Source organism: Streptomyces sp. NPDC050759, assembly GCF_044456945.1.
GTDB lineage: Bacteria > Actinomycetota > Actinomycetes > Streptomycetales > Streptomycetaceae > Streptomyces.
In genome coordinates this window covers 1-26,554 of sequence record NZ_JBITGI010000010.1, presented here as the reverse complement: position 1 = coordinate 26,554, position 26,554 = coordinate 1, and the positions used below count along the sequence as shown (strand labels likewise).

Below are 26,554 nucleotides of genomic sequence, written 5' to 3'. Positions count from 1 at the left end.
CCGGACTCGGTGACCTGGCAGATGCACGGCGACCCGATGATGTGGGTCGCCGGCATCCGCGCGCTCTACCTCCAGGCCCTGCATCCGCGCGCGCTGCGCGGGGTCATGCAGAACTCCGACTTCCGGCGCGAAGCCTGGGGCCGGCTGATGCGCACCGCCAACTTCGTCGGCACCACGACCTACGGCACCACCGAGGCCGCGGAGAAGGCCGGCGCCCGGGTGCGGAAGATCCACAGCATGCTGGGGGCGACCGACCCCGACACCGGCGAACGCTACGGCGTCGACGAACCCGAGCTCCTGCTGTGGGTGCACTGCGCCGAGATCGACTCCTACCTCCAGGTCGCCCGCCGCTCCGGCTTCCGCCTCACCGACGAACAGGCGGACCGCTACATATCCGAACACCGGGTCAGCGCCCGCCTGGTGGGCCTGGATCCCGACGCCGTACCGGCGAGCCGGTCGGAGATGGCCGCCTACTTCGAGAAGATGCTCCCCGAACTCGCCGCCACGCCCGAGGCCCGCGAAGTGGACGACTTCCTGCTCCGCCCGCCGACGCACCCCCTCCTCGTCCCGGCGCGTGAGGTGCTGTGGCGGCGCGTGGCGCAGTTGGCGTACGCCGCCCTGCCGCCGTACGCCCACGAGCTGTACGGCAGGAAAGCGCCCGAACCCACCACCGTCACCCGCCAGTTGCGTGCCACCGGCGCCCTGCTGCGCTGCGTTCCCGCACGTCTGCGCTGGCAACTCCCGCCCAAACACATCCTCCGCGCCATGGCCCGCCTCGGGCCGGGCTCCCGCCCTGCCCCGTACAAACTCGGACGATAGGTCGCCATACTGGACGAGCCAGGGGAGGGCGGGGCGAACTTTACGGGGGCGGTCGCAGGAGATGGGGGACAGCAGGCTCATCCAGGGGCGGTACCGGCTGCTCGATCTGATCGGGCGCGGGGGCATGGGCGAGGTGTGGCGGGCGCGCGACGAGTCGCTGGGCCGTCATGTCGCCGTGAAGTGTCTCAAGCCGCTGGGCGGGGGGCACGACCAGACGTTCACCCGGGTCCTGAGGGAGCGGTTCCGGCGCGAGGCGCGCGTGGCCGCCGCCCTCAGCCACCGCGGCATCACGGTCGTCCATGACTTCGGCGAGTCCGACGGCGTCCTCTATCTGGTGATGGAGCTCCTGGACGGCCGCAACCTCAGCCAGCTCCTGGAGGACAACAAACAGCACCCGCTGCCCGTCGCCGATGTCGTCGAGATCGCCGACCAGGTCGCCGCCGCCCTCGCCTACACCCACCAGCAGGGCATCGTGCACCGGGACCTGAAGCCCGCGAACATCGTCCGGCTCACCGACGGCACGGTGAAGATCTGCGACTTCGGCATCGCCCGCCTCGGCCACGACGTCGACTTCACCTCCCGGCTGACCGGCACCGGCATCGCGATGGGCACCCCGCACTACATGTCGCCGGAGCAGATAGGGGGTTCCGAGGTCGACCAGCGCAGCGACCTGTACTCCCTGGGGTGTGTGCTGTACGAGATCGCCACGGGGGCACCGCCGTTCGACCTGGAGGACGCGTGGGCGATCCTCGTCGGCCACCGTGACACCCCACCCCGGCCGCCGCGCAGTCACCGCGCCGAACTCCCGGAGTACCTCGAGAAGGTCATCCTCGACCTGCTGGCCAAACAGCCCGAACAACGCCCGCGCGACGCACGTGAGCTGGGCCGCCGGATCACCCTGGGCCGCACCACCCCGGCGTACGTGCCCACCGTGGTGACCCCGCGGCCCGACTTCCGGCCCCAGGAGCCCGCCGAGCCCGCCCGCCCCCGCGAGACCCGGCTGCCGTCCTGGACCCGTGGCATGACCACCGGCCACAAGGCCACCGGCGCCGGCCTCGTCACCACACCCCCGGACGCCGGGGCCGGGCTCACCGGCGAGTGGATCGCCCGCCCCGCCGGCGGCCGCACCGACGAACCCGTGCCGGACCAGCCGCCCGTGCCCTCCGCGCAGGCACTCGCGGCACTCGCAGGACGGCACAACGCGGGACTCAGCCTCGGGCGCCTGGGCCGCTGGGCCGAGGCCGGCGAGGTGCACCGCGCGGTCGCCGCCGAGCGCGAGCACCTGCTCGGCCCCGACCACCCCGACACCCTCGCCAGCCGCTACGAGGTCGCCTTCACCCTCAGCCGCACCGGCCGCGCCGCCGACGCGCTGCGCGAGTACAAGCACGTGGCCGCGAGCAGGACCCGCGCCCTGGGTGCCGATCACCCCGACACCCTCGCCGCCCGCCAGGAGATGGCGTACGTCCTCGGCCAGTTGGGCCGCCACTTCGACGCCCACCAGGTCTACAACTCGGTGCTCACCGCGCGGGAACGCGTTATGGGCCCCGACCACCCCGACACCCTCCGCTGCCGCCACAACCTCGCCTTCAACCTCAGCAGGCTCGGCCGTCTGGAGGACTCGTACCGCATGGCCTGCGAGGTGGCCGCCGCCCGCACCCGGGTACTGGGCCCCCAGCACCCCGACACGCTGGTCACTCGCTACGAAGTCGCCTACGCGCTCGGCCAGTTGGGGCGCTGGGCGGAGGCCCTGCAGACCTACCACGAGGTCGCCGAAGCCCGCGCCCGGGCCCTCGGCCCCGACCACCCCGACACCCTCGCCGCCCGCTACGAGGTCGGCATCAGCCTCGGGCGCCTCGGCCGCAGCGCCGACGCACTCCAGCTCTACCGCGACCTGATCGAGGACCGCACCCGCATCCACGGCCCCACCCACCCCGAGACCCTGCGCGCCCGGCACGGCCTCGGCGTCAACCTCGGCCGCCTCGGCCGCTGGGAGGAAGCACTCGCCGAGTCCCGTGACGTGTGCGCGATCCGCGAACGTGTCCTCGGCGCCGAGCACCCGGACACCCTGGTCAGCCGCCGCGAGGTCGCCGTGGGCCTGGGCTGGCTGGGCCGCTGGGCGGACGCCCTCACCGAGTACCGCAAGGTGGCCACCGCCCGCGAACGCGTCCTGGGCGCCGATCACCCCGACACCCTCGCCAGCCGCAACGACGAGGCCCACTGCCTGGAGCAGCTGGGGCGGGGCGCGGAGGCGGTGGAGCTGTACCGCCGGGTGGCGGTGCTGCGGCAGCAGCGGGCCTCGGGCGCGTGACCATCCCCCGCCGGGTGCCTCCTCCCTCTGGCAGACCTAGATCACCACGTGTTACGAAGAACCATGCCTGCACACGAGGGACACCACCGCAGCTACGACGCCGTCATCGTCGGCGGGGGCCACAACGGACTGGTCGCCGCCGCCTATCTGGCCCGGGCCGGACGATCCGTACTGGTGCTCGAGCGGCTCGGGAACACCGGGGGCGCGGCGGTTTCCACGCGGCCATTCGCGGGGGTGGACGCCCGGCTGTCGCGGTACTCGTACCTGGTCAGCCTGTTGCCCAGGAAGATTGTCCGCGACCTCGGCCTGGACTTCCGCGTCCGTACGCGCAATGTCTCGTCGTACACCCCCGTGGAACGCGACGGCAGGCCGACCGGTCTGCTCGTCGGCGGCGGCGAGCGCCGCACCAGGGAGGCCTTCGCCCGGCTCACCGGCGGCGAACGCGAGTACCAGGCCTGGCAGCGGTTCTACGACATGACGGGACGCGTCGCGCAGCGGATCTTCCCCACCCTCACCGAGCCCCTGCCGACCCGGGACGAACTGCGCCTGCGGGTGGACGACGCGGAGGCGTGGCGGGTCCTGTTCGAGGAACCGATCGGTGCGGCCGTGGAGGAGCGCTTCGCCGATGACCTGGTCCGGGGTGTCGTCCTGACGGACGCGCTCATCGGCACCTTCGCCGACGCCCACGACCCCTCCCTCAAGCAGAACCGCTGCTTCCTCTACCACGTGATCGGCGGCGGGACCGGCGCCTGGGACGTCCCCGTCGGCGGCATGGGCGCCCTCACCGACGCCCTGGCCGCGGCGGCTCGGGACGCGGGCGCGGTGCTCGCCACCGGGCACGAGGCCGTACGGATCGACACGGACGGCAGCGCGGCGGAGATCACCTATCGCACGGCCGACGGCGAGGGTGCCGTCGCGGCCCGGCACGTCCTCGTCAACGCCTCCCCGCAGCAACTCGCCGTGCTCACCGGCGACCAGCCGCCCAGCCCCGCCGAGGGCGCCCAGCTCAAGGTCAACATGCTGCTCAAGCGCCTGCCGCGGCTGCGCGACAGCGAGGTCGACCCGCGCGAGGCGTTCTCCGGCACCTTCCACATCGCCGAGGGCTACCAGCAGCTGGCCACCGCCCACGCCCAGGCCGCCGCCGGCCGGCTCCCCACCGCCCCGCCCTCCGAGATCTACTGCCACTCCCTCACCGACCCGACGATCCTCGGCCCGGACCTCGTCGAGCAGGGCTACCAGACCCTCACCCTGTTCGGCCTGCACACCCCGGCCCGGCTCTTCGACCGGGACAACGACGCCGTGTGCGAGGAACTCCTCAAGTCGACCCTCGCCCAGCTCGACGCCCACCTCGCCGAGCCGCTGGCCGACTGCCTGGCCACGGACGCGGACGGCCGGCCCTGCATCGAGGCCAAGACCCCCCTCGACCTGGAGCGGGACCTGCGGCTGCCCGGCGGCAACATCTTCCACCGGGAACTGTCCTGGCCGTACGCCCAGGAGGGCACCGGCCGCTGGGGCGTGGAGACCCGCCACGCGAACGTGCTGCTGTGCGGGGCGGGCGCCGTGCGCGGCGGCGGGGTGAGCGGCGTGCCGGGGCACAACGCGGCGATGGCCGTGCTGGAGGAACTCGGCGACTGACGCGCACTGCCGCGCGGCCCGCCTTCCGGCCCTTCAGGCCCTTCAGGCCCGGATGCCGAGTCCGGCTCCTGTGCGGCTGTCTTCAGGCCCGGCTGCTGTGGGCCGTTCGCGGGTGCTTGTCGTCAGGCCCGGCTGCTGTGGGCCGTTCGCGGGTGCTTGTCGTCAGGCCCGGCTGCTGTGGGCCGTTCGCGGGCGCTTGTCCTCAGGCCCGGCTGCCGTGTCCCGCTCGCGTCCGGCTGTCTTCAGTCCGGCTGCCGTGTCCCGCTCGCGGCCCCCACCCCTCACGCCTGGCTGCCGCCGTCGACCCGGAGGACCACTCCGGTGACGTACGAGGCCCGGTCGCTCAGGAGCCAGGCCGCGGCCTCGGCGATCTCGGTCGGGTCGGCGCCGCGGCCCAGCGGTGTCTGGGCGACGAGCTGCTCGACGATGCCGGGGGAGTTCGCCTCCCATTCGTCGATCATCTCGGTCAGCGTGGTGCCCGGGGCGATGGCGTTGACGCGGATGCCTTCCGGACCGTAGGTGGCGGCGGCCGACGCGGTCAGGCTGTTGACCGCACGCTTCGCGGCGCCGTACGCGGGCAGCCAGGGGTTGGCCATCAGGCTGCCGACACTGGAGTTGTTGACGATCGCGCCGGTGCCCGCGGTGGCCCGGATCGCGGCGATCTCGGCGTTCATCGCCAGCCAGGGGCCCTTGAGGTTGACGGAGACGACGTGGTCGAAGTCGGCCTCGGACAGCTGGTCCATCGGGCCGGGCTGCTGGATCGTCGCACCGTTGTTGAAGGCGATGTCCAGCCTGCCGTACAGCTCGACGGCCCGGTCCACGGCGGCCTGGACGCTCATCGGGTCGGCCAGGTCGCACAGGACGTAGTCGGCGGTGCCGCCGGCCGCCCGGATCTCCTCGGTCACGGCCTTGAGCTGGGCCTCGGTGCGGGCGGCGAGCAGAACGCGGGCGCCCTCCCGGGCGAACAGCCGTGCGGCTGCCGCGCCGATGCCACGTCCGGCACCGGTGATGAAAGCGACCTTGTCGGCGAGCAGGGGGGTGATCGTGGTGTTGGTCATGCCGACCAGCCTTCCTCCGGCCGCGATCCCTATCCAGGCACCGGTGGTACCTGGCTGGGCGGGCGGGAACCCCCGCACACTGGGAACGTGGACCGACAAGAACTGGCCGACTTCCTGCGCAGCCGACGCGAGCGCATCACCCCCGCCGACGTGGGCCTGCCCGCCGGACCGCGCCGCCGCACTCCGGGCCTGCGCCGCGAGGAGGTGGCGCAGCTGGCGTACATCTCCACCGAGTACTACACCCGGCTGGAGCAGGCGCGCGCACCCCGCCCCTCCCTCGAGGTCCTGGCCCAGGTCGCCCGCGCCCTGCGTCTGTCGGACGCCGAACGCGACCACCTCCACCATCTCGCCGGCACCCCGCCGGGCCCGCCGCCGGGCCCCTCCCGCGAGGTGCGCCAGAGCATCGTCGACCTGCTGCACCGGCTGCCGCAGGCCGCCGCGATCGTCATCTCGGCCACCTACGAGGTCATCGCCTGGAACGACCTGGCCGCGGCGCTCATGGAGGACTTCTCCGCCCTCTCCCGCCGCGACCGCAACCTCGTCCGGCGCGCCTTCCTCGGCCCGCACCCGGAGGGACGGCGACTGTACGGGGTGTCGGACGGAGAGGAGTTCGCGCTGTCCTCGGTACAGCAGCTGCGCGCCGCCTCCGCCCGGTATCCCGACGATCGCGAGCTGACCGGCCTGGTGGCGGAACTCCTCGACGGAAGCGAGGAGTTCGCCCGGCTGTGGGCCGCCCACGACGTCGAGTCCCGCCCCACCCTGTGCAAGACCTTCGACCACCCGGTCGTCGGCCCGGTCGCCGTCAACTGCGACGTCCTGGACATCGCCGACCGCGACCAGCACGTCGTGATCTACACGGCCACCCCCGGTTCCCCGTCCGAAGAGGCGCTACGACTGCTGTCGGTCGTCGGCACCCAGCGGCTGGACGTCCCCGGCTGAGCCGCCGGTCCCCGGACGTGACGCGTCGAACAGGACGCACTCACCCGTCCGCCCCGATCCGGCGACCTGAATCTGACGGAGCATCAGAAAACCTCTTCCGTCGTCCGGTGGTCTGCGGCATCCTGCGGCCATGCAGACGGAGCTGAGCAAGAAACTGGGAGTCGAGCACGCCGTCTTCGGCTTCACGCCGTTCCCCGCCGTCGCCGCGGCCATCAGCCGGGCCGGCGGCTTCGGAGTGCTCGGCGCGGTCCGCTACACGGCCCCCGACGAACTCAAACGCGACCTCGACTGGATCGAGGCGCACGTCGACGGCAAGCCGTACGGCCTGGACGTCGTCATGCCGGCCAAGAAGGTCGAGGGGGTGACCGAGGCGGATGTCGAGGCGATGATCCCCGAGGGGCACCGGCAGTTCGTCAAGGACACCCTCGCCAAGTACGGCGTGCCCGAACTCGCGGAGGGCGAGGTGTCGGGGTGGCGCATCACGGGCTGGATGGAGCAGGTCGCCCGCAACCAGCTGGACGTCGCCTTCGACTATCCGATCCGGCTGCTCGCCAATGCCCTCGGCTCCCCGCCCGCCGACGTGGTGGCCCGCGCACACGATCAGGACGTCCTCGTCGCCGCTCTCGCGGGCAGCGCCCGGCACGCCGTCAAGCACAAGGAGGGCGGCATCGACATCGTGGTCGCCCAGGGCTACGAGGCCGGCGGCCACACCGGGGACATCGCCTCCATGGTCCTCACGCCCGAGGTCGTCGACGCCGTGGACCCGCTGCCCGTACTGGCGGCGGGCGGCATCGGCAGCGGACAGCAGGTGGCGGCCGCGCTGGCACTCGGCGCTCAGGGTGTGTGGCTGGGCTCCATATGGCTGACCACCACTGAGGCCGAACTGCCTTCACCCAAGCTGATCGAGAAGCTGCTCGCGGCCGGCTCCGGCGACACCGTCCGCTCCCGCGCGCTGACCGGGAAACCCGCGCGCCAGCTCCGTACGGAATGGACCGACGCCTGGGACTCCGCCGACGGACCCGGCACCCTGCCGATGCCCCTGCAGGGACTGCTGGTCGCCGATGCGGTGTCCCGCATCCAGAAGTACGAGGTGGAGCCACTGCTGGGCACGCCGGTCGGCCAGATCGTCGGACGGATGACCAGCGAACGCAGCGTCCAGGCCGTCTTCGACGACCTCACCCGCGGCTTCGAGAAAGCCGTCGATCGCATCAACCGCATCGCCGGAAGGAGCGGCCAGTGACGAGCACACCCCCCGCGGGCTTCTGGGCCCAGGCCACCCAAGACCCTTCGCGTACGGTGCTCATCGCCCCGGACGGCTCGCCCTGGACCGCGGGCCGCCTGCACGCCGCCGCCAACCGGCTCGTCCACGGCCTGCGCGCCGCGGGACTCGAACGCGGTGACGCCTTCGCCGTCGTCCTGCCCAACAGCGCGGAGTTCTTCACCGCGCACCTCGCCGCCAGCCAGGCCGGCTTCTACCTGGTCCCGATCAACCACCACTTCGTCGCCCCGGAGATCGCCTGGATCGTCGCCGACTCCGGCGCCAAGGTGCTCATCGCCGACGAACGCTTCGCCGCGGCGGTACGGCAGGCGGCCGACGAGGCGGGCCTCGCGGCGAGCCACCGATACGCCGTCGGCGAGATCGACGGCTTCCGGCCGTACGCCGAACTCCTGGACGGACAACCGGAGTCGGCGCCCGCGGACCGTGAGCTCGGCTGGGTCATGAACTACACCTCGGGCACGACGGGCCGCCCGCGCGGTATCCGCCGGCCCCTGCCCGGCAAGCGGCCGGAGGAGGCGTACCTCGGCGGCTTCCTCGGCATCTTCGGCATCCGGCCCTTCGGCGACAACGTCCACCTGGTCTGCTCGCCGCTGTACCACACGGCCGTCCTCCAGTTCGCGGCCGCGTCCCTGCACATCGGACACCGGCTGGTCCTGATGGACAAGTGGACCCCCGAGGAGATGCTGCGGCTCATCGACACACACAGGTGCACCCACACCCATATGGTCCCCACCCAGTTCCACCGCCTGCTGGCCCTCCCCGAGGACGTCCGGGCGCGCTACGACGTCTCGTCCATGCGGCACGCCATCCACGGGGCCGCCCCCTGCCCGGACCATGTGAAGCGGGCGATGCTCGACTGGTGGGGGCCCTGTGTGGAGGAGTATTACGCGGCCAGCGAGGGCGGCGGAGCCTTCGCGACCGCCGAGGACTGGCTGAAGAAGCCCGGCACGGTCGGCAAGGCCTGGCCCATCAGCGAACTCGCGATCTTCGACGACGACGGCAACCGGCTGCCGCCCGGCGAACTCGGCACCGTTTACCTGAAGATGAACACGGGCGGCTTCGCCTACCACAAGGACGAGGCCAAGACGAAGAAGAACCGCATCGGAGACTTCTTCACCGTCGGCGACCTGGGTCTCCTCGACGAGGACGGCTACCTCTTCCTCCGCGATCGCAAGATCGACATGATCATCTCCGGAGGGGTCAACATCTACCCCGCCGAGATCGAGTCCGTCCTTCTGCAACACCCCGCCGTCGCCGACGCCGCCGCCTTCGGCATCCCGCACGACGACTGGGGCGAGGAGGTCAAGGCCGTGGTCGAACCGGCCCCGGGCCAGACGCCAGGGCCGGACCTGGCCGCCGACCTCCTCGCCCACTGCGCCGCACAACTCGCCGGTTACAAGCGCCCGAAGAGCGTCGACTTCATCACCGAGATGCCCCGCGATCCCAACGGCAAGCTGTACAAGCGACGCCTGAGGGATCCGTACTGGGAGGGACGCTCGCGACCGGTGTGAGCCTCAGGAACGGACCCGGACGACCCGCAGCGCCGGCGACGACAGGATGTCCTTCTCGCAGAACCGGGACGTCACCCACCTCTCCGCCGAGAACAGCCGCGTCTGGTCGCTGAAGTGCGGCGAGTTCGGGTTCGAGGACTGGGAGTACGTCAGCAGGGTGCGGGCCACCGGGCAGCGGCCGCCGTCCCAGCCCACCGCCTGGATGTAGCTCGACCCGGTCGTCACCTCCGTGTATCCGCCGCCCGCCGGGTCCCACACCGGCTCGACCGGTCACCGTGTTCAGAAAGTCAACCGCGGCGGCGTCGATGAGGGCGCGCGTGCCGCATTCCACCAGGGCTACCAGCCGCATTGGCGGGTAGCCGAACTCCTTCACCTCGCTGACTTGCTTGGAGAAGTACCAGGTCACCGGGGGATCGTCCGGCACGCACTGGGTGGTGCCGTCCAGCGCGACCAGGCGCCTGCCGCGGTAGAACGAGTCCCCTGGGCCGGGGCCGCGACCGGACCGGCCAGGACCTGAAACAGCCGGCGCAGCGGTGCGGTGCCCAGCCGGCGACGGGCACGTGAGAGCGAGGACGCGCACGGACACGCCGTGCCCACCTTGCCCAGGCCGACGGTGAGCTTCTCCCACACTCCCATGTACGAGACGCGGTCGAACATCACCAGCGCGAGCGTGAAGTACACCACCACTCGCGCGGGCAGCAACCGCAGCCGACGCTCACCGGCCACCGTGGCGCGCGATGCTCATTGCGTGGATGCAGCACCTGGACGGGGCCGTACTGCGAGCAACTGCCGGAGCTCGCGCTGGGATACGTGCGAGCACTGAGTGGTGACCTTGGCGCCGCGCGTGATCATGGATGACGGGCTCTCCTCGCCAAGGTGTACATCCTTGACGACGGCCGGCAGGGGAGTGGGGCGGCTCCGAGGGCTCCGACGACGCCGGCCCGTCGTCCGGCTCCCCGGGGACCGAAGCGCCCTCTGGTTGGGGCATCGGTATCCGTGCGCTGTGCAGCTGCAGTCTGGGGCGTCTGACAGCCAGCACCTCGGCTGAACAGGGCAGAACCTGGCGTAGAGGCCGATTCATCCTGACAGTGAAGCCCGCCCTCGTGCCGCGCACTGAACAGCCGCTATCCGGCACGGACTACCTCAAGGGACACCGGCACCGCACAGTCAGTGTCCGGCTTGAGGGGCTGTGTCGCCAACCCGCGGTCCTTCAATGTCGGGCACTGCCCAGAGGCCGCGCCGGGAGTTGGACCGCGGCAGCAAATTCGTCCGGCCGTCGATCCTGGAGGTCGAGGCCGCGGAGCGCTTCCTGGCCATGGTGCCGGCCGCGGGGATGGTGAAGTTCGCGAAGAACGGCTCCGACGTCACCACTGCCGCGGTGCGCCTGGCCCGCGCCGTTACCGGGCGCCCGCGGGTGGCCATCGGCCTCGATACGGGCCTGCGCTGGTCGGCGGCGGGCGCGCAGGGCCTTTACGGCGTCGTCCCGGACCTCTCCACCTTCGGCAAGGCGCTGGGCAACGGCTTCGCGGTGTCCGCGCTGGCCGGCCGCCGCAGCAGTACCGCACGCTGTTCTTGCGCCGACTGCTCGCGGGCAGGGCTCCGCCCCGTGAGTGGTGCGTCCGTGACCCCCTACTCAGTACGCTGACCTACCCTGCTCAGGAGGGGGTGCCACCCCTGAAATCCGGTGATCGCCCGCAGCTTTGCCGGCACGGTCTCGTACGCACGAGGGGGGCTGGGTAGGATCTCGGCCGGGTATTCGATGAGAGTTGCCCTGGATTGCTGGATTGCTGGATTGCTGTTGCGTGGAGGTGCGGTGTGTTGATGGTGGGAAGGGTCGTACGGTTCGACGAGATTCGCGGTTACGGTTTCATCCGCCCCAGAGAAGGGGGCGAGGACGTGTTCATGCACGCCAATGACCTGCTTGATGAGAAGTTCCTGTACCAGGCGGGAAGCGACGTCGAGTTCTCAATGGAGCAAGGCGATAAAGGGCTGAAGGCATCCGAGATTCGCCTTATCCGGAAATCTTCGTCGAGCCAGCCGGTCGAACGCGGAACCGCGGCCGCCGCTCCCGCCTCCGCTCCGTCTCTGCCCACGCAGTACGCGGCGGATGACACGGACGAGCATGTCGAGTTGCACTCCGTCGAGGAGTTCCGCATCGATCTCACCGAAGCGCTGCTGAACAGCGACGGCAGCCTCACGGTCAATCAGCTCAAGGAAGTGCGGTCCTGCGTCATCGACCTGGTGCGCAAGCGCGGCTGGGTCGTGGACTGAGCGACCGCATTGACGCGTCGGTCCGTCCGGTGTGCCCCTGGCGCCCCAGGGGCACACCGGATTTTTGATGAGCTTTGATGAGCGCGATTCTGATCAGCGCGAGGGCCAGAGATGAAATCCCCGGCGGTCCTTTCGGCCGAGAGCACCCCCGAGTTCCACGAGCTGCACGAGCGGCTCGGGCGGGGTGAGATCGGGCAGCGAGAATTCCTTGTGCAGCTGCTGGAGGATCGCCAGCGATACGTCCAGGCCGATGGTGTCCAGCAGGGCAAACGGGCCCATGGGGTAGCCGTACCCGGAGCGGATCGCGTCATCGACGGCATCGATGTCCGCGTCCGGGTGCTCCAGCAGGCGGATGGCGTCGGCCAGATACGGGAACAGGAGAAAGTTCACGATGTAGCCGGCGCGGTCCGGACTGCGTACGGCCTGCTTCCCGAGCGCCCGGCAGAAGGCCTCCGCGGCCGCCGCCGTCTCCCGGCCCGTCGTCTCCGTGGACGCCAGCTCCATGAGCTTCATCGTGGGAGCCGGATTGAAGAAGTGCATGCCCACCACCCTCTCGGCCCGTGCGGATGCCTGGGCGCACACCGACAACGGCAGGCTGGAGGTGGTGGTGGCCAGTATCGCGGAGGGCTTGCAGACCTTTCCGAGCCGGGTGAACAGCTCCCGCTTGATGTCCAGGTCCTCGACGACGGCCTCGACGACCAGATCGCAGTCGGCCAGCAGCTCGGGATCGGTACCGGTCTCGAGCCGCGCCAGAGCGGATGTCCGCTCGTCGGGGGCGATACGTCCCCGGCGCACTCCCCGGGTCAGCGAGCCCTCGATGCCCGCCCTGGCGTCAGCCGCCTTCCCGTCGCTGCGGGCGATCAGCACCGTGGGGAAGCCGGCCAGGGCGGTCACCTCCGCAATGCCCCGGGCCATGATGCCCGAGCCCACCACGCCGACCCGGGCTATGGCGTGGCCGGGTGAATCGGCCGGCAGCGGAGGGTCGTTCACGAGGGGACAGCCCGACTCGTCGTAGTCGTAGAAACCGCGCCTGCTCTTCCGGCCGAGCCGGCCCTCGGCGAGCATGCCGGTGAGAACGGGGGAAGGCTGGAAGGAAGGGTGGCCGGTCTCGTCCAGCAGGGCGCGCAGAGCGGTGTGGGCGGCATCGATGCCGACGGTGTCCAGGAGCTGCAGCGGTCCCATCGGCAGCCCGCAGCCCAGCCGCATCGCCGTGTCGATCGCGTCGCGCGGGATATCCCCTTGGGCGAGGAGATCCACAGCCCGGTTCACATAGGCGAAGACGAGCCGCGTCGCATAGCGGGACGCGGTCGCACCCATGGGGGCCTGCTTCAGCCCCGCACGCTCCATGACCGAAGCGAGGACTTCGGCGCTGCCGCGGTCGGTCATCGAGGTGCGTACGATCTCGACGGCGGATCCCTTGGCGGGCGGGGTGAGCAGGCGCAGGCCGAGGGTCGACTGCGGGCGCCGGGAGGCCACGGCCAGGCGGGGGATCGACGACCGGACGGATGTGGTGGCCAGCACCGCGTTCGGCCGGGCGGTTTCCTGCACGGCGTCGAGGACCGACGACTTGGTCGAGAAGTCATCCGGCAACGCCTCGATCACCACGTCGGCACGGGCGAGCGCGGACAGGTCGCCGGTCACTTCGGGGCGGACGCAGCCGTCGGCCACGGCGGCGTACCGGCGCTCCGCTCTGGCGAGTGCGTCGGGATCGTGGTCGATGCCCAGGGCCGGGATGCCGGCTGCGGCGACCGCGTGCAGCATCGGCTCACCCACATTGCCCAGGCCGAGGACGGCTACGGTCGGGTCTTGTCCCGTCATGACAGTGGTTTCCCCTGTGGTTACGAGGCGTGATCGAGTGAGCGGAAGCGGTTGATGGCGTCGAGGTGGGTGGCGCGCTTTTCCTCGTCGCGGACGCCCAGGCCTTCTTCGGGGGCGAGGCAGAGGACGCCGACCTTGCCCTGGTGGAGGTTGCGGTGCACGTCGTAGGCCGCCTGGCCGGTCTCCTCCAGGGAGTAGACCTTCGACAGCGTCGGGTGGATCTTGCCCTTCGCGATGAGCCGGTTGGCCTCCCAGGCCTCGCGGTAGTTGGCGAAGTGCGAGCCGATGATCCGCTTCAGGGACATCCACAGGTAGCGGTTGTCGTATTCGTGCTTGTAGCCGGAGGTGGAGGCGCAGGTGACGATGGTGCCGCCCTTGCGGGTGACGTAGACGGAGGCGCCGAAGGTTTCGCGGCCGGGGTGTTCGAAGACGATGTCGACGTCCTCGCCGCCGGTGAGTTCGCGGATGCGCTTGCCGAAGCGCTTCCACTCCTTGGGGTCCTGGTTGTGTTCGTCCTTCCAGAACCGGTAGTCCTCGGCGGTGCGGTCGATGATGGCGTCGGCGCCCATGGCGCGGCAGATGTCGGCCTTTTTCTCGCTGGAGACGACGCAGATGGGGTTGGCGCCGCCGGCGAGGGCGAACTGGGTGGCGTAGGAGCCGAGTCCGCCGCTGGCGCCCCAGATCAGGACGTTGTCGCCCTGTTTCATGCCGGCGCCGTTCCGGGAGACCAGCTGCCGGTAGGCGGTGGAGTTGACCAGGCCGGGGGCCGCGGCCTCCTCCCAGGAGAGGTGGTTGGGCTTGGGCATCAGCTGGTTGGACTTCACCAGGGCGATCTCGGCGAGGCCGCCGAAGTTGGTCTCGAAGCCCCAGATGCGCTGCTCCGGGTCGAGCATGGTGTCGTTGTGGCCGTCGGCCGATTCGAGTTCGACGGACAGGCAGTGTGCGACGACCTCGTCGCCGGGCTTCCAGGCATTCACGCCCGGCCCGGTGCGCAGGACCACGCCGGCGAGGTCGGAGCCGATGACGTGATACGGCAGGTCATGACGCTTGGCGAGCTCGGACAGGCGGCCGTAGCGGCGCAGGAAATGGAAGGTGGGGACGGGCTCGAAGATCGCCGACCATACGGTGTTGTAGTTGACCGAGCTGGCCATCACGGCCACCAGGGCTTCGCCCGGGCCGGGTTGGGGGGTCGGCACGTGCTCGAGGTGGAGGGTCTTCCGCGGGTCCTTGGCGGCGGACTCCATGCCCTCGAAGATGTCCGTTTCCTCCTCGCGGAGGACTACGGCTCGATACTCGTCCGGGACGGGAAGATGCCCGAAATCCTCGGCAGTCAGCCCACCGGATGCAACAGCCTGGATGACCTCTTGCACAGACAATCCCTACCGTAGACGTTGCTCGGCCAACGGGAACGGTAGGGACTGGGCCGGTGCGGGAAAACCCCTATTCTCCGCATACGCCCCAAGCTGCCACTGGCCGCGGCTATTAGGGGTGATTAGGGGCTTCAGTGGAGCACGGCACTCCGGGAAGCTGCATGGGCAGCGGTCGGACTGATCCGGAGTTCCCCCGGCTCCGTCATGCCCACGGCTGATGAGCCTCTGCCGGTCGATCATCGGTGGAGGCTCAGCTGTTCTGCCGGGACTGCAGATAGTCGCTGATGGCCGATACGACGGCGTCCCGGGCGGACTGCGGGGTCACTCCCGCGGATGCCAGCGCCTGGGCCGCCGGATTGCGCCGCTCGTGGGTAATGCCGAGCAACAGGTGCTCCGTGCCGACGTAGTTGTGGCCCAAGGACATGGCCTGGGCGAACGAGGCGTCGAAGCATTTCCGCAGCGCCCCGCTCACCGTGGGCGGACGGGACGGCGCGGGCCGGTCGGACGCCGGCTCCTCCTCCAGCTCCCGGCGTATCGCGGCCAGGGAGAACTCGCAGGAGTGCAGCGCGCGGGTCGCGAGGGAGTCCTCGTCGTCCAGCAGGGCCAGGAGCAGATGCTGCGGAGTGACGGCCGCCGCGCCGGAGCGCACGGCATAGGCCTCGGCGCCGTCAAGGGACTCGCGGGCCCGCACCGTCAGCCGCTTCAGCGCCCCGATATGGAAGAGGTCCTGCAGCGTCACGCTCTCCTGCCGCGGCGCATAGCGCTGCTGCGCACCCTGCCGGCTGATCCCGAGCTGCTCCCCGATGTCGGCCCAGGAGTATCCCTCGGCGCGGACCTCCTCGACCAGGCAGCCGACGAGCCGGTCGCTGAGCCAGTTGAGGTACGACGCGACACCTTCGGCCGCCAGGAGCCGGTCGAGGCTGGTCTCCAGGCCGTCTATGCCGTCGATGTTGTCGAAGAGTTCATTGAGATCGGGAAGGGGTGGCATGCTCGCACTATGACATGTCAAGGACCAGCTTGACAAGGTGGCGCTGCGCAAGGGATACCTTTCCTATGAATGTTTCAGTGTGTGCCGAGGCTCTCGACGAGCTGGTCCCCGAGATCCTGCGTCTGTGCAAGACGCCGGGGATGTCGATCGCCGTGGGCCGGGGCGACGAGGTCGTTCTGACCAAGGCCTACGGATATGCGGACGTGGCGGCGGGGCGGGAGATGACCGCGGACACCGTGGGGCCGACCGGCTCCGACGCCAAGACGTACACGGCGGCCGCCGCCATGCAGCTGGTGGAAGCCGGCCTCCTGGGACTGGACGACCCGGTGAACGATCACCTCGACGGATGGAAGGTGATAAACCCGCTCGGCGCCCGGGAGATCACACTGCGCGATCTCCTGACGCACCGCAGCGGGATGGGGCCGACGCTCGGCTACTGCGGCCTCGAGCGTCCGCAGCCGCTCGACGAGCATCTGCGGCAGATCTTCGCCGAGGGCCGCAGCGACTTGTACGGCGGAGCCGTCATGCCCTTGTGGACCAGCCCGGTCGGCAAGCGCTACCAGTACAGCAACACGGGAATCGCCCTGGTGGGGCTGCTGGTCCAGAAACTCAACCCGGAAGGCGTCGACTTCTCGGAGTGGGTCGAGAGGCGCGTATTCGAGCCCCTGGGCATGGAATCCACCTGCTTCCCGGCGGCCCACGACGCCGAGTGCGCGCGGGCGGACCTGCTGGAGCGGCGCTCGACCGGCTACGCGACGCTGGGCGGCTACCGGTTCGAGCTGCCCCAGGTGCAGATCGGGGACTTCCCGGCGGGATCGGCCCTGACCACGCCGTCCGATCACGCGCGCTTCGTCCTCGCGCTGCTGAACGACGGTGCGCTCGGCACGCGCCGCATCCTGACTCCGGCGAGCGCCCGGGCCATGCTCACGCCGCAGGGCGACGGGGCGATTCCGGGTGAGGACCCGTCGGTGGGGCTGACCTGGAACGTCTTCAAGCACGGCGAGCCGCTGGGATACGTCGGCCACGGCGGCGAGTACTTCTGGGGCTGGAACCAGCTCACGCGTGGCTGGCCGGGCCCCCGGGTGGCCCTGGTCATCTCGACCAACCAGTGGGACCTGGGTGACCAGGGCACCTCGGACCGTCCGAGCCATCTCGCCGCCCGGCTGGTCGCGGAGATCGTCGCCGCGTGGGTGGCCGGCCGGGATCCCCGGCCCGCCCGGGAGCCGTCCGCGGCGCTCAGCTACATGGCCGGGGTCTTGATCGCCGACCGGTACAACGGCAGGCTCGGGATCGCCCGGCCGCTGACCGACGCCGAGATCGAGCACATCGCCGACACCGTGGCCGTGGAGCCGGACACTCCCTGGGACCGGGACGCGTTCTGCGAGGCCATGCGCGCCCACAAGGCGGCAGGCGGCACGCCGCGGGACATGCTCAAGCTCATGCGGCGGCAACTCACCCAGGAGCACAGCGCGCTGCTGCAGCGGCGGCTGGGCGTGCCGCACCTGGGCGAGAAGCTCAGCCCATTTCTGCGGGCCAGGGACTGACAAGGAGGCGGTGGACAGGTGGACGGTCGTGACGCGACCGTCCACCCTGTGAGATTCGGCGAATAAAACTCCACCACATCGGTGAAGAATGTGTATTTAGGCTGGGTGGGTCAACCCCAGCAACTGCGATGCGGTAGGGGTGCAAGGGCAAGCGCGGAGCGGTGACCTAAGGGGGATGTTGTGCGGGTGTCGGCGAAAGCGGAATACGCGGTTCGGGCCATGGCGGAGCTTGCCGAACTGACGGGTGAAGGGCGGGAGAAGGTTAGGGCGGAAGACGTTGCGGTGCGGCAGGACATACCCCTCCGTTTTCTTCTCACAATCCTTGGAGAGCTGAAGCAGCATCGGTTGGTGGTGAGCGGCAGGGGGCGTGATGGGGGCTATGGGTTGGCCCGCCCGGCCGCATCTATTTCCCTGGCCGATATTATTCGGTCAGTGGACGGGGCGCTGGCGAACGTACGCGACCTGCGGCTCACGGCAGTCACCTACGAGGGCCCGGCCGCCCCGCTGGTCGACGTCTGGCGCGCGGTGCGGGCGAGCCTGCGCAGGGTGCTGGAGCAGGTCACCCTGGCGGATCTGGTAGCAGGTGAACTGCAGCGACACGTACAAGAGTTGGCCGATGAGTATCTGGTCGACAACCGCCGGCGGGCGCACTCCGCCGACCCTGGCCGGCCGAGCGCGCCCGCCGCCTGCGAGCAGCGGACGGAGTACGCGGAATGAGCGGAAAATCACCGTTGATCTTGGCTGAATTAGGTCGTTCGATAGGAGATCTTCGGCCGAACTGCATCGGCACGAATTCTTGTTGCACACGACTTGCAGCGGTGGCAGTATGGCGAGCGTTCCGCTTCTCGTGACGGGGTGATCGGGCACAGCCGGTACGGTGGAGGTATGGTACATGCTGCTAGTTGGGCGTGAGAGCGAACTCAACTTACTGCAGGAGCTGAGAAAACGAGCCGAAGGCGGATCCGGGTCAATTGCAATAATTACGGGGGCGGCCGCAAGTGGAAAGACCTCACTCCTCTACTCTTTCGCCGAAGCATGTGTCTCAGAAGGTGCCGTCTTCATGGGGGCGGCCGGTTCACGAGCCGAGCGAAACCTCCCGCTCGGAGTACTCAGGCAACTGGTTCAAAATGCGGCCCTGATTCCCGGTTGCAGCGAGTGGGCAAATGCACAGATAGCCGAAATGGCACCCTTCTCCCAGGAGATCGACATCAGCTCGGACGGCATGGGGATCTCTGCCGCCCGTGTGGTGCACGAGTCCTGTATCGGCCTGCTGAAGATCTCCACCGAGCGGCCCGTGCTGATCGGCATCGATGATGTGCAGGATGTGGACGTGCCGTCCATGCAGTGGCTGCTCTACCTCGCGCGCAGGGTGCGGTCCTCGCGGATCACGATGGTGCTCAACGAGCTGTCCAGTGTGCAGCCCACCCATGCGGCGTTCCGGGCCGAGATGCTGCGCCAGCCCAACTGCCAGCCCATCCCCCTGGCCCCGCTCACCAAGCGCGGCGTCCGCCAGGTCCTCACCCAGTCCATCGGCCTCCCCGCGGCGCGGCAGCTCACCTCCGAGGTGCACCGGATCAGCGGTGGCAACCCCATGCTGGTACGGGCACTGCTGGACGACCAGCATTCCGCGGGCCATTCCGAGGACGAACTCAGAACGGTCGTGGGCAGCTCCTACGGCGAGGCCGTGGTCAGCTGCCTGTACCGGCACGAACCGAAAACCCCCGCGGTAGCCCTCGCCATCGCCCTGCTCGACGACTGGGCCACACCCGCGACGGTCAGCCAGCTCTCCGGCCACGAGATGCACGTGGTCAACCGGATCACGGCGGCCCTGACCGACGCCGGAATCCTCGCGGACGGCCGGCTGCGGCACGACCAGGCCCGCCGTGCCATACGGGACAACATCATCGTGGCCGATCCCGCCAAGTTCTACGGTCAGGCGGCGAAGGTCCTCTACGAACAGGGGGCGCCGGCGCGGATGGTGGCCAGGTGTCTGCTGGACGGGCAGACCGCCGAATCCTGGAGCGTCGACATCCTGCGCGAGGCCGGCGAACAGGCCCTCGGCGACGGGGAGCCGGCTGCCGCGACGGAATATCTCAAGCGCGCACACAAGCTGAGCGCCGACCCGGCGGACCGGGCGGCGATCCTCGCCCGACTGACCGAAGCTAAGTGGCGGACCAACCCCGCCACGACCCTGCGCTACCTCCCCGACCTGCTGGAGCTCTCCGAACGCGGACTCCTCAAGGGCCGTCAGGCGGTCCTGCCGATCGACCTGCTGATGTGGCACGGCCGCCCGGAAGAGGCCATGGCGGGCATCACCCGACTGCTCGACGCGGACCCACAAGGAGCCGAGTACGCCGCCGAGGCACAGGCGGCGCGCATCTGGCTGCCCAGCTGGTACCCGGAGTTCCCCGCGCCGGGAGGACAGGAGGCGGGAGCGGCACCGGACGCTTCCGCAGACGACAGTCTGCGGCTGCAGGCCTCACGCCTGCTGGCCGCCGTGCTGCGGCGCACGGCGGGCGCGAAGCAGGTGAACGCCGACCGCATACTGCAGCGGCATGACGTCGGCGAAACCTCCGTAGGCCCGAAGTCGATCGCGCTACGGGCGATGCTGTACGTCGGCAAGCCCGTCGAGGCGGCCGCCAAGTGCGACGCGCTGCTCGCGGAGGCGCGGCTGCGGCACGAGCGTACGTGGCGGGCTATTCTCCTCGGCGTCCGCGCCGAGGCCGCGGTGCGGCTGGGAAACCTCAACGACGCGGAGCGGTTCGCGCGGCGCGCCCTGGAGACGCTGCCCCTGGCCGGCTGGGGGGTGGCCGCCGGCGGCCCCATCGCCGCGCTCGTCCTGGCGCTCACCCACCAGGGAAAATACGAAGAAGCCGCGGACGTGCTGCGCCGGCCGCTGCCGCCGGCGGCGCTCCGGACCCCTATGGGCCTTCGCTACCTGCATGCCCGCGGGCACCACCATCTGGCGACGGGACAGCCGCAGACGGCGCTCGCCGACTTCCAGATGTGCGGCGAGCTGATGACGGCTTGGGGCCTGGACCTGCCGTCCCTGGTCTGCTGGCCCGCGGACGTGGCGCAGGCGCACCTCGCCCTCGGCAAGCCGCTGGTGGCACGGCGGATCATCGAGGAACAGCTGGCTTGCCTGGGGCCGCAGGAGCATGCGGCGAAGGGTCACTACCTGCGGATTCTCGGGGCGACCGGCGATCCGCGCACCCAGACCCGGCTGCTGCGCGAGTCCGTCGTCCTCCTGCAGCAGTCCGGGGACCGGCTGGAGCTCGCGCGGGCGCTCGCCGATCTCGGCCACGCCCACCAGATGATGGGCGAGACCACCAGAGCGCGCGTCATCGGCCGGCGCGCGTATCTGCTGGCCGAGGAGTGTGCGGCGGAGCCCCTGCGGCGGAGCCTCACCCCGAACTCCGGGCGTGGCAAGACGAAGAGCAACGTGATCGAGGTCGAGCTCCGGCAGGGGAAGGACTCCGACTCGCCGCTGAGCGACGCGGAGGAGCGGGTCGCACGGCTGGCTGCGCGGGGGCACACCAACCGTGAGATCGCAAGGAACCTGCACATCACCGTCAGCACCGTCGAGCAGCACCTCACGCGGATATACCGGAAACTCAAGGTGAAGTCGCGGGAAGCGCTGTCCGAGAAGGTGGAACTGGGTCTCGTCGATGCCAGCTGACCCATGGGCACCGGCGGGTGGGTAGGGGTTACCCCGCCCATTCTGAGGGGTTGTTGATCGGGGGTCGTCCAAGCCTAGGCTGCGTCACGTTCCGTCCGGCAAAGTCGATGAGAATGGGATGGTTCGGCATGGCCGAGGTAGTTGACGCAAAAGTAAGGAAATGCTCCGCCGAGGAATCCGTGCTGCGGGATCTCTTCCCCGGCGGCGCCATCCAGTTCATCCACTCCGAGAAGATGACCTTCGCCTCCTGGTCGTTCGAGGCCGGCACCCGGGTGCCGAGCCACAGCCATCCGCACGAGCAGATCACCCACTGTGTGGCAGGTTCGCTGGTCCTGGACGTGCCGGGCGAGGAGATCGTCCTACGCGCCGGGGAGACCGCGGTGATCCCCGGCGGCGTCGAGCACGAGGCGCGCGCCGACGAGGCCGCCCGTGGCATCGACGTGTTCATTCCCGTACGTGAGGACTACAAGAAGCTCACGGAGGGGGCCAAATGACGCAGGGCGAAGTCGCCGTCCACACGCTGGGGCCGAGCGGAACCAATTGCGAGGCCGCGGCCAAGTACTGGCTGAAGGAGCAGCACTCGGGCAAGGGCCGGGTGATTCTGCACCCCACTCTGGAACAGGCAGTTCCGGCCGTTCTCAAAGAGCCGACCCGGAGCATTCTTCTCGGCTGTGTGGTGTATCCGAAGCTCCACGAAATCGTATTCCAGAATCTCCGCTCCATGGCGCTCCGCGAGTGCTTCATGATGCCCACCCACCCCATGATCCTCGCCGCCCCGCAACAGCGGGCCGAGATCAGGACCGTGCTCACCCACCCGGCGCCGGTCAATCTCCTGGACGGCCGTGACGTCAGCATCGAGCTGGCGAGCAGCAACGCCGCCGCGGCCGCCGGATGCGCGCAGGGGCAGAGCGACGCCTGCATCACGACCCGGCCGGCCGCCGAGGCCCATGGTCTGGTGGTCATCGAGGACTTCGGCCCCGTTTCCATGGGCTTCTCCATCCATGTGCCGTACGAGACCGAGGTCCTGGCGGTATGAGCGCCGAGTTCGCACTGGAACCCGCGGACGACGAGATCGCCGCACACGCCAAGGTGGCCGCGTTCCTGAAGGAAACCGGCGTGTCCACCTGCGCCGTCGCCGACGCGCTCGACGGGCTGGGGGTTGCGAACGCGGTGCTCGACAGCGGCCTCAAGTGCCTGTCGCAGGGCGGCACCATGAGCTTCGGCGCCGCGTTTCCGGTGAGCTGGGCGCCGGTCCGTAAGGGCAGCAGCATCGTTCGCCCCGGGCCCAGCACCTGGTCGGAAGTCCGGGACTTCCTGGTGCCGGAGGTCACCGACGGCTCCGGCCGCTTCTACGTCGCCGGCGCCGGCCCGCTGGTGACCGAGGCGGCGCTGGCCGGAGGCATGTCGACGACCTATCTCATCGAGACGCTCGGCTTCGAAGGCATGGTGCTGGGCGGGGCCATACGGGACCAGGACCTGGTCGCCCAGGTCCCGGCTCCCGTCGTCGCGAGCAACTTCATCCCCACGGACACGCAGGGCGCCTATCGCGTGGTGAGCGCCGGTGACCGGTGCCTCGTGGGCAGCACGGTCATCGTGAACGGGGACTGGATCTTCACCGATGGCAACGGCACCGCCGTGGTGCCGCACGACCTCCTGGGCGAGACGCTGACCGCCGCGGCCGGGATCGAAGAGCGAGAAGCGGCCACCCTGACGCGGGTGCGTTCCGGCGAGCGACTGCCCGAACTGGTCGATGCCCTGGGCCAGATCTAGACCCGAGAGAAGATCCTGTGATGAAAGCTGTCATCGTGCCCCGGCAGGGCGGTCCGGAGACGCTGGAGTACCGTGATCACCCGGAACCCGTTCCGGGTGATCACGACCTGCTCATCGACGTGAGCGCCGTCGGCGTCAACTACCACGACATCTACAACCGCGCCGGCGTCTACGACTACGAGGTCCCCTTCGTGCCCGGCCGCGAACTGGCCGGCACCGTCGCCGCGGTCGGCGCGGCAGTGACCGGATTCGCGGTCGGCGACCCCGTGGCCACGGCGGACGTCCCGAGCCCCGGTGGCTACGCGGAGCGGGTGGCCGTCCCGGCCGAGCGCGTGGTGCCCGTACCCGCCGGGATATCACTCGAGACCGCCGCCGCGGTCCTGCTGCAGGGGCTGACCGCCGACTACCTCTGCCGGCTCACCTATCCGGTCCAGCCGGGCGATGTCGCCGTTGTGCACGCCGCGGCCGGCGGCACCGGGCTGCTGCTCACCCAGATGGTGCGCAACAGAGGAGGCAAGGTCATCGCCACCGCGTCCAACCCCGACAAGATCCCTCTGATCCGCAGCATGGGCGCCCAGGAGGTGATCTGCCGTGCCGACGCGGAGTTCGACAAGGAAACCCTCCGCATGACGGACGGACGCGGCGCGGACGTGGTGTACGACTCGATCGGCCGTGCCACCTTCGAGGGCAGTCTGGCGGCGCTCGGGCGGCGCGGTCACCTGGTGCTCTACGGCAAGTCCAGTGGCACGGTGCCGGAGCAGGACCTGCACGAGCTCGGATACCGCGGTTCGCTCAGCGTCCATGTGCCCATGCTCCCGGACTACATTCACACGCCGGAGGAACTGACGCAGGCGGCCACCGTCCTCTTCGACCAGGTGCTGCGAGGGACGCTGCGGGTGCATGTGGGCGGCACCTTCCCGCTGCGGGACGCCCGCGCCGCACATGAGGCCCTGGAGTCACAGCGCACCATGGGCAAGCTGCTGCTCCGCCGCGGCAACTGAGGAACCGCGCTGCCCCACCGCGTCCGTCAGGGAACCGTGGGGCAGCGCAGCCCGAAGAGGTCGATGGTCCGCTCCCCGTTCTGGATCCTGGTCATCAGCTCCGTCTCGTGGGCCGCCCGCTCCTCGGCATCCAGCAGCACCTGCTCGACATGTTCCCGCGCGATGACGAGCACCCCGTCCGCGTCGGCCACCACGAAGTCGCCCGGGGAGACCGGCACCCCGCCGACGTCCGTCGTCAGTCCCACCGATCCCGACTCCCGCTTGTACGCCCCGGGCATTCCGACGCCGCGGGAGAACACCGGAAATCCCCGCTCGCGCAAGGCGTCCACATCACGCGCGCCGCCATCGATGATCACGCCGGTGATCCCCTGGTACTGCGCGGCGGCGGTCAGCACCTCACCCCAGTACCCCACCAGGGCGCCGCCGCCGTTGACGGCCAGCACGCTCCCGGCCGGGCTGCGCTCGATGGCCCGGTGGACCGCCAGGTTGTCCCCGCTGCCGCACGTCACCGGCACGGCGGGGCCGCACAGCGTGGCGCCGGACCAGACCGGGCGCAGTGTCGGGCTCATGGCCCGTACGGCATCCAGTGGCCGGCCGGCCTCGTACAGGGTCGACGTGCCCAGCTTGAGCATGCGCTCCGGGGTCTCTGCCATCGGGTGACTCCTCGGCGTATCAGGGATGGTGTGGTGGTGAGCCGTGCTGTCGCGGGTGACCGCGGCTGTGGATCAGTGGGCGGGGGCGAGGGCCTGGCCGTCGTATCCCAGGGCGGTTGAGACCTCGCGCACCGCGGGCACGGTCAGCATCGGGCCGATCGTGTCCCGGTTGTTCAGCCAGCGGTTCTCGTCCGGCTTCGTCACCACCGAGACGGGACCCACGGTCTGGCGGGTGAGCGAGTCGATCGCACCCCCGGACAGGCCGAGCCATTCGCCGAGCGTCCGGGTCGCCGCGCGGCGCTGTTCCGGTGTGCCGACGAAGTCCTCGTGCCGCAGCCGGAGCACGTCGTGACCGGACGACCCGGTCTCGTCGATGACCGCGCGATGGGCGGAGTGCCACTGGAAGGCGCAGACTGCGGCAAGCGGCTCCTTGACCATGTCCGTCCACCCCGGCGGGCAGTCGAAGTTCCACCAGTGGGTGCCCCAGTCCGGGTGGACATCGCTGTAGCCGCTGATCGACAGCTCCGTGCTGACGCGGCGGGAGAAGAACCCGCGGTGATGCCAGGCCGAGATCAGCCCGTTGATCGCGGGGCCGGGCGCCCGGGTCAGATGCACCACGCGTACCCGGGCGTTGGGGAACAGGGCCTCGAAGAACGGGATCTGGTACGAGCAGCCCGGCGCCTTGATGATCAGTGTGCGGGCTTCGGCGTCCGGCCCGGCCGGCTGCCACGGGCGGGCGATGAGAAACGGCGGGACCTCCACCAGCCGTGCTCCGGGGGGCCCCTGTGGTACGGGCAGCCCGGGGAAGCGGCCGGCGACCGTAGTGGGTGCGATGTCGTAGTAATAAGGGTTGATGGACGGGTGCTTGCCGCGCACCTTGGCGATGAATTCGAGATGGAAGTCCTCGAGCGCCGAGAATTCGCTGGACCGGTTGGGCGGCGGCTTGATTTCGGCGGCCGCGTCCAGACATCGGCGAACCTGGTCAAGGTCGAACATCTCGTCCGGCCACTGCATGGACAGCCGGCGCAGCAGCCACCTCGCCAGGTTTTCCCTGTCCCAATTGTCGGAGGGATTCCCGAGCTCCTGCGCCAGCTGTTCCTCCAAAGGCTCGCGGAACGCCGCGGCGTCTGCCGGGGTGAGCGCTTCGCTGCCGTTCCGCCGCACCGGGTCCAGGCCGGCGAGGGTGAGCAGGGGAGGCGTCTCACCAGGCAAATGGACCAGTTCAGAGCAGGTGCGAAGGAGCTCGGCGAGCAGCGATGAACCGCCCCGCGGACTCGAGGCGACAACCACGACGCGACGTATTCGGTGCAAGAGCGAAGCTGTCATTCCCTGATCCCTCCATGGGGTTCTGAATGGTCGGCCCATCGCTGTTCATGAACTACCCAAGGTATTTTCAATCAGGTTCGAAGCTGTTCTGTTCGCGGTCAACCCCACATATGTTCCTCAACTTGAGGTTTCTAAAAGGGAGGGGGTGAAGGAATCCAATGGTGGTGCGGTATAGGGGGGTTGAGGGGTGAGGTAGGGGCTGGTGAGAGGCGGTATTCGTGGGTACGTTGACGGCTATTCCGGAGTAGCAGTCATTCATGCCGTGCGCTCTATGCCGGCGGCGGTGGACAGGAACGGGGGGAGCATTGACTTCCGTGCACGATGCTCACCGGGTCACCTCCAGGGACGAGCACGACGAGCACACGGCGTACTGGCGCGAGCAGCTGAGCGGGATGCCGCCGGTGCTGGAGCTGCCCGCGGACCGGGTACGTCCGGCGGTGCCGAGCTATCAGGGCGGGACGCGGTTCTTCACGGTGCGGCGTGAGGTCGTCGACGGCCTGAAGCGGCTGGCGCGGGAGGAGCGGGCGACGCTCTACATGGTGCTGCTCGCGGCCTTCAAGGTCCTGATGGTGCGCTACACCCGGC

At 69.8% G+C, this 26,554-nt stretch carries 22 protein-coding genes and 2 pseudogenes; 16 read left to right on the top strand and 8 right to left on the bottom strand.

All coding sequences use genetic code 11. The features are described from left to right. Nucleotides 1-21: 21 nt before the first annotated feature. The 3 genes from ACIBJB_RS27455 to ACIBJB_RS27445 all read left to right on the top strand — a co-directional run bounded on the left by ACIBJB_RS27455 (nucleotide 22) and on the right by ACIBJB_RS27445 (nucleotide 4,762). The gene (locus tag ACIBJB_RS27455; protein WP_398934644.1) at nucleotides 22-819 is read left to right on the top strand and encodes an oxygenase MpaB family protein; all 798 of its coding nucleotides are present in this window, start codon (nucleotides 22-24) and stop codon (nucleotides 817-819) included. Nucleotides 820-880: 61 nt separating this feature from the next. Then, a complete protein-coding gene (locus tag ACIBJB_RS27450; protein WP_398934086.1) occupies nucleotides 881-3,127 on the top strand; it encodes a tetratricopeptide repeat protein in 2,247 nt (748 codons plus the stop codon). 63 nt (nucleotides 3,128-3,190) lie between these two features. Further along, entirely contained in the window at nucleotides 3,191-4,762 is a 1,572-nt protein-coding gene (locus ACIBJB_RS27445; protein WP_398934084.1) for a phytoene desaturase family protein, read from the top strand. Between the two features lie 281 nt (nucleotides 4,763-5,043). On the opposite strand, the gene ACIBJB_RS27440 is transcribed toward ACIBJB_RS27445, so the two are convergent. Beyond that, nucleotides 5,044-5,820, bottom strand: coding sequence for an SDR family NAD(P)-dependent oxidoreductase (locus tag ACIBJB_RS27440; RefSeq protein ID WP_398934082.1), 777 nt, complete (start codon nucleotides 5,818-5,820; stop codon nucleotides 5,044-5,046). 87 nt (nucleotides 5,821-5,907) lie between these two features. Between ACIBJB_RS27440 and ACIBJB_RS27435 the strand changes: the two genes are divergently transcribed. The 3 genes from ACIBJB_RS27435 to ACIBJB_RS27425 all read left to right on the top strand — a co-directional run bounded on the left by ACIBJB_RS27435 (nucleotide 5,908) and on the right by ACIBJB_RS27425 (nucleotide 9,549). Then, a complete protein-coding gene (locus tag ACIBJB_RS27435) occupies nucleotides 5,908-6,759 on the top strand; it encodes a helix-turn-helix transcriptional regulator (protein WP_392771020.1) in 852 nt (283 codons plus the stop codon). 130 nt (nucleotides 6,760-6,889) lie between these two features. Further along, nucleotides 6,890-7,999 (top strand): nitronate monooxygenase, encoded by a 1,110-nt coding sequence (locus tag ACIBJB_RS27430; RefSeq protein WP_398934080.1) that lies wholly within the window; start codon nucleotides 6,890-6,892, stop codon nucleotides 7,997-7,999. Beyond that, nucleotides 7,996-9,549: an acyl-CoA synthetase gene (locus ACIBJB_RS27425; protein ID WP_398934078.1), complete on the top strand. Its 1,554-nt coding sequence runs from the start codon at nucleotides 7,996-7,998 to the stop codon at nucleotides 9,547-9,549. Before ACIBJB_RS27430 ends, ACIBJB_RS27425 begins: the two co-directional genes overlap by 4 nt. A 3-nt stretch (nucleotides 9,550-9,552) precedes the next feature. Here ACIBJB_RS27425 and ACIBJB_RS27420 read toward each other — a convergent pair. Together ACIBJB_RS27420 and ACIBJB_RS27415 are read right to left on the bottom strand one after the other, a co-directional pair. After that, a pseudogene (locus ACIBJB_RS27420) lies at nucleotides 9,553-9,816 on the bottom strand (penicillin acylase family protein); the annotation flags it as partial. A gap of 135 nt (nucleotides 9,817-9,951) precedes the next feature. After that, entirely contained in the window at nucleotides 9,952-10,275 is a 324-nt protein-coding gene (locus tag ACIBJB_RS27415) for a transposase domain-containing protein (RefSeq protein ID WP_398934076.1), read from the bottom strand. A 457-nt stretch (nucleotides 10,276-10,732) separates the two neighbouring features. Here ACIBJB_RS27415 and ACIBJB_RS27410 point away from each other — a divergent pair. Together ACIBJB_RS27410 and ACIBJB_RS27405 are read left to right on the top strand one after the other, a co-directional pair. Then, nucleotides 10,733-11,116 (top strand): annotated as a pseudogene (locus ACIBJB_RS27410) (hypothetical protein); the annotation flags it as partial. A gap of 254 nt (nucleotides 11,117-11,370) precedes the next feature. Further along, nucleotides 11,371-11,820 (top strand): cold-shock protein, encoded by a 450-nt coding sequence (locus ACIBJB_RS27405; protein ID WP_398934642.1) that lies wholly within the window; start codon nucleotides 11,371-11,373, stop codon nucleotides 11,818-11,820. A 93-nt stretch (nucleotides 11,821-11,913) separates the two neighbouring features. Here ACIBJB_RS27405 and ACIBJB_RS27400 read toward each other — a convergent pair whose 3' ends face one another. The 3 genes from ACIBJB_RS27400 to ACIBJB_RS27390 all read right to left on the bottom strand — a co-directional run bounded on the left by ACIBJB_RS27400 (nucleotide 11,914) and on the right by ACIBJB_RS27390 (nucleotide 15,996). Next, nucleotides 11,914-13,638 carry a 3-hydroxyacyl-CoA dehydrogenase family protein gene (locus ACIBJB_RS27400; protein ID WP_398934074.1) on the bottom strand — a complete coding sequence of 575 codons (1,725 nt, stop codon included), beginning with the start codon at nucleotides 13,636-13,638 and terminating at the stop codon, nucleotides 11,914-11,916. Between the two features lie 20 nt (nucleotides 13,639-13,658). Then, nucleotides 13,659-15,008: a crotonyl-CoA carboxylase/reductase gene (gene ccrA / locus ACIBJB_RS27395; RefSeq protein ID WP_398934072.1), complete on the bottom strand. Its 1,350-nt coding sequence runs from the start codon at nucleotides 15,006-15,008 to the stop codon at nucleotides 13,659-13,661. A 250-nt stretch (nucleotides 15,009-15,258) separates the two neighbouring features. Then, a complete protein-coding gene (locus ACIBJB_RS27390) occupies nucleotides 15,259-15,996 on the bottom strand; it encodes a Clp protease N-terminal domain-containing protein (protein ID WP_398934070.1) in 738 nt (245 codons plus the stop codon). Between the two features lie 65 nt (nucleotides 15,997-16,061). Between ACIBJB_RS27390 and ACIBJB_RS27385 the strand changes: the two genes are divergently transcribed. From ACIBJB_RS27385 to ACIBJB_RS27355, 7 genes are all read left to right on the top strand, one after another. Continuing rightward, nucleotides 16,062-17,540 (top strand): serine hydrolase domain-containing protein, encoded by a 1,479-nt coding sequence (locus ACIBJB_RS27385; RefSeq protein WP_398934068.1) that lies wholly within the window; start codon nucleotides 16,062-16,064, stop codon nucleotides 17,538-17,540. A gap of 180 nt (nucleotides 17,541-17,720) precedes the next feature. Further along, a complete protein-coding gene (locus ACIBJB_RS27380) occupies nucleotides 17,721-18,257 on the top strand; it encodes an RrF2 family transcriptional regulator (protein ID WP_398934066.1) in 537 nt (178 codons plus the stop codon). 175 nt (nucleotides 18,258-18,432) lie between these two features. After that, nucleotides 18,433-21,219 carry an AAA family ATPase gene (locus ACIBJB_RS27375; RefSeq protein WP_398934064.1) on the top strand — a complete coding sequence of 929 codons (2,787 nt, stop codon included), beginning with the start codon at nucleotides 18,433-18,435 and terminating at the stop codon, nucleotides 21,217-21,219. Nucleotides 21,220-21,347: 128 nt separating this feature from the next. Next, entirely contained in the window at nucleotides 21,348-21,713 is a 366-nt protein-coding gene (locus ACIBJB_RS27370) for a cupin domain-containing protein (protein ID WP_398934063.1), read from the top strand. Next, nucleotides 21,710-22,255 carry a prephenate dehydratase domain-containing protein gene (locus tag ACIBJB_RS27365; RefSeq protein ID WP_398934061.1) on the top strand — a complete coding sequence of 182 codons (546 nt, stop codon included), beginning with the start codon at nucleotides 21,710-21,712 and terminating at the stop codon, nucleotides 22,253-22,255. The genes ACIBJB_RS27370 and ACIBJB_RS27365 overlap by 4 nt, the downstream gene beginning before the upstream one ends. After that, on the top strand, nucleotides 22,252-22,989 hold the full coding sequence (locus ACIBJB_RS27360) for a hypothetical protein (RefSeq protein WP_398934059.1): 738 nt from the start codon (nucleotides 22,252-22,254) through the stop codon (nucleotides 22,987-22,989). Before ACIBJB_RS27365 ends, ACIBJB_RS27360 begins: the two co-directional genes overlap by 4 nt. 20 nt (nucleotides 22,990-23,009) lie before the next feature. Then, entirely contained in the window at nucleotides 23,010-23,990 is a 981-nt protein-coding gene (locus ACIBJB_RS27355) for a quinone oxidoreductase family protein (protein WP_398934057.1), read from the top strand. A 26-nt stretch (nucleotides 23,991-24,016) separates the two neighbouring features. On the opposite strand, the gene ACIBJB_RS27350 is transcribed toward ACIBJB_RS27355, so the two are convergent. Then, nucleotides 24,017-24,643 carry an RraA family protein gene (locus ACIBJB_RS27350; RefSeq protein ID WP_398934055.1) on the bottom strand — a complete coding sequence of 209 codons (627 nt, stop codon included), beginning with the start codon at nucleotides 24,641-24,643 and terminating at the stop codon, nucleotides 24,017-24,019. A gap of 72 nt (nucleotides 24,644-24,715) precedes the next feature. Then, on the bottom strand, nucleotides 24,716-25,855 hold the full coding sequence (locus ACIBJB_RS27345; protein WP_398934053.1) for a hypothetical protein: 1,140 nt from the start codon (nucleotides 25,853-25,855) through the stop codon (nucleotides 24,716-24,718). A 428-nt stretch (nucleotides 25,856-26,283) separates the two neighbouring features. On the opposite strand from ACIBJB_RS27345, the gene ACIBJB_RS27340 reads away from it, so the two are divergent. After that, nucleotides 26,284-26,554, top strand: a 271-nt coding sequence (locus tag ACIBJB_RS27340; RefSeq protein WP_398934051.1) for a condensation domain-containing protein, incomplete at its 3' end; no start/stop codon positions are given.

Bases quoted from the DNA above. Each gene is read 5' to 3' on its own strand.
- ACIBJB_RS27455 (WP_398934644.1), top strand. From the start codon at position 22: ATGCACGGCGACCCGATGATGTGGGTCGCCGGCATCCGCGCGCTCTAC.
- ACIBJB_RS27450 (WP_398934086.1), top strand. From the start codon at position 881: ATGGGGGACAGCAGGCTCATCCAGGGGCGGTACCGGCTGCTCGATCTG.
- ACIBJB_RS27445 (WP_398934084.1), top strand. From the start codon at position 3,191: ATGCCTGCACACGAGGGACACCACCGCAGCTACGACGCCGTCATCGTC.
- ACIBJB_RS27440 (WP_398934082.1), bottom strand. From the start codon at position 5,820: ATGACCAACACCACGATCACCCCCCTGCTCGCCGACAAGGTCGCTTTC.
- ACIBJB_RS27430 (WP_398934080.1), top strand. From the start codon at position 6,890: ATGCAGACGGAGCTGAGCAAGAAACTGGGAGTCGAGCACGCCGTCTTC.
- ACIBJB_RS27405 (WP_398934642.1), top strand. From the start codon at position 11,371: ATGGTGGGAAGGGTCGTACGGTTCGACGAGATTCGCGGTTACGGTTTC.
- ACIBJB_RS27400 (WP_398934074.1), bottom strand. From the start codon at position 13,638: ATGACGGGACAAGACCCGACCGTAGCCGTCCTCGGCCTGGGCAATGTG.
- ACIBJB_RS27390 (WP_398934070.1), bottom strand. From the start codon at position 15,996: ATGCCACCCCTTCCCGATCTCAATGAACTCTTCGACAACATCGACGGC.
- ACIBJB_RS27385 (WP_398934068.1), top strand. From the start codon at position 16,062: ATGAATGTTTCAGTGTGTGCCGAGGCTCTCGACGAGCTGGTCCCCGAG.
- ACIBJB_RS27375 (WP_398934064.1), top strand. From the start codon at position 18,433: ATGCTGCTAGTTGGGCGTGAGAGCGAACTCAACTTACTGCAGGAGCTG.
- ACIBJB_RS27370 (WP_398934063.1), top strand. From the start codon at position 21,348: ATGGCCGAGGTAGTTGACGCAAAAGTAAGGAAATGCTCCGCCGAGGAA.
- ACIBJB_RS27365 (WP_398934061.1), top strand. From the start codon at position 21,710: ATGACGCAGGGCGAAGTCGCCGTCCACACGCTGGGGCCGAGCGGAACC.
- ACIBJB_RS27360 (WP_398934059.1), top strand. From the start codon at position 22,252: ATGAGCGCCGAGTTCGCACTGGAACCCGCGGACGACGAGATCGCCGCA.
- ACIBJB_RS27355 (WP_398934057.1), top strand. From the start codon at position 23,010: ATGAAAGCTGTCATCGTGCCCCGGCAGGGCGGTCCGGAGACGCTGGAG.
- ACIBJB_RS27350 (WP_398934055.1), bottom strand. From the start codon at position 24,643: ATGGCAGAGACCCCGGAGCGCATGCTCAAGCTGGGCACGTCGACCCTG.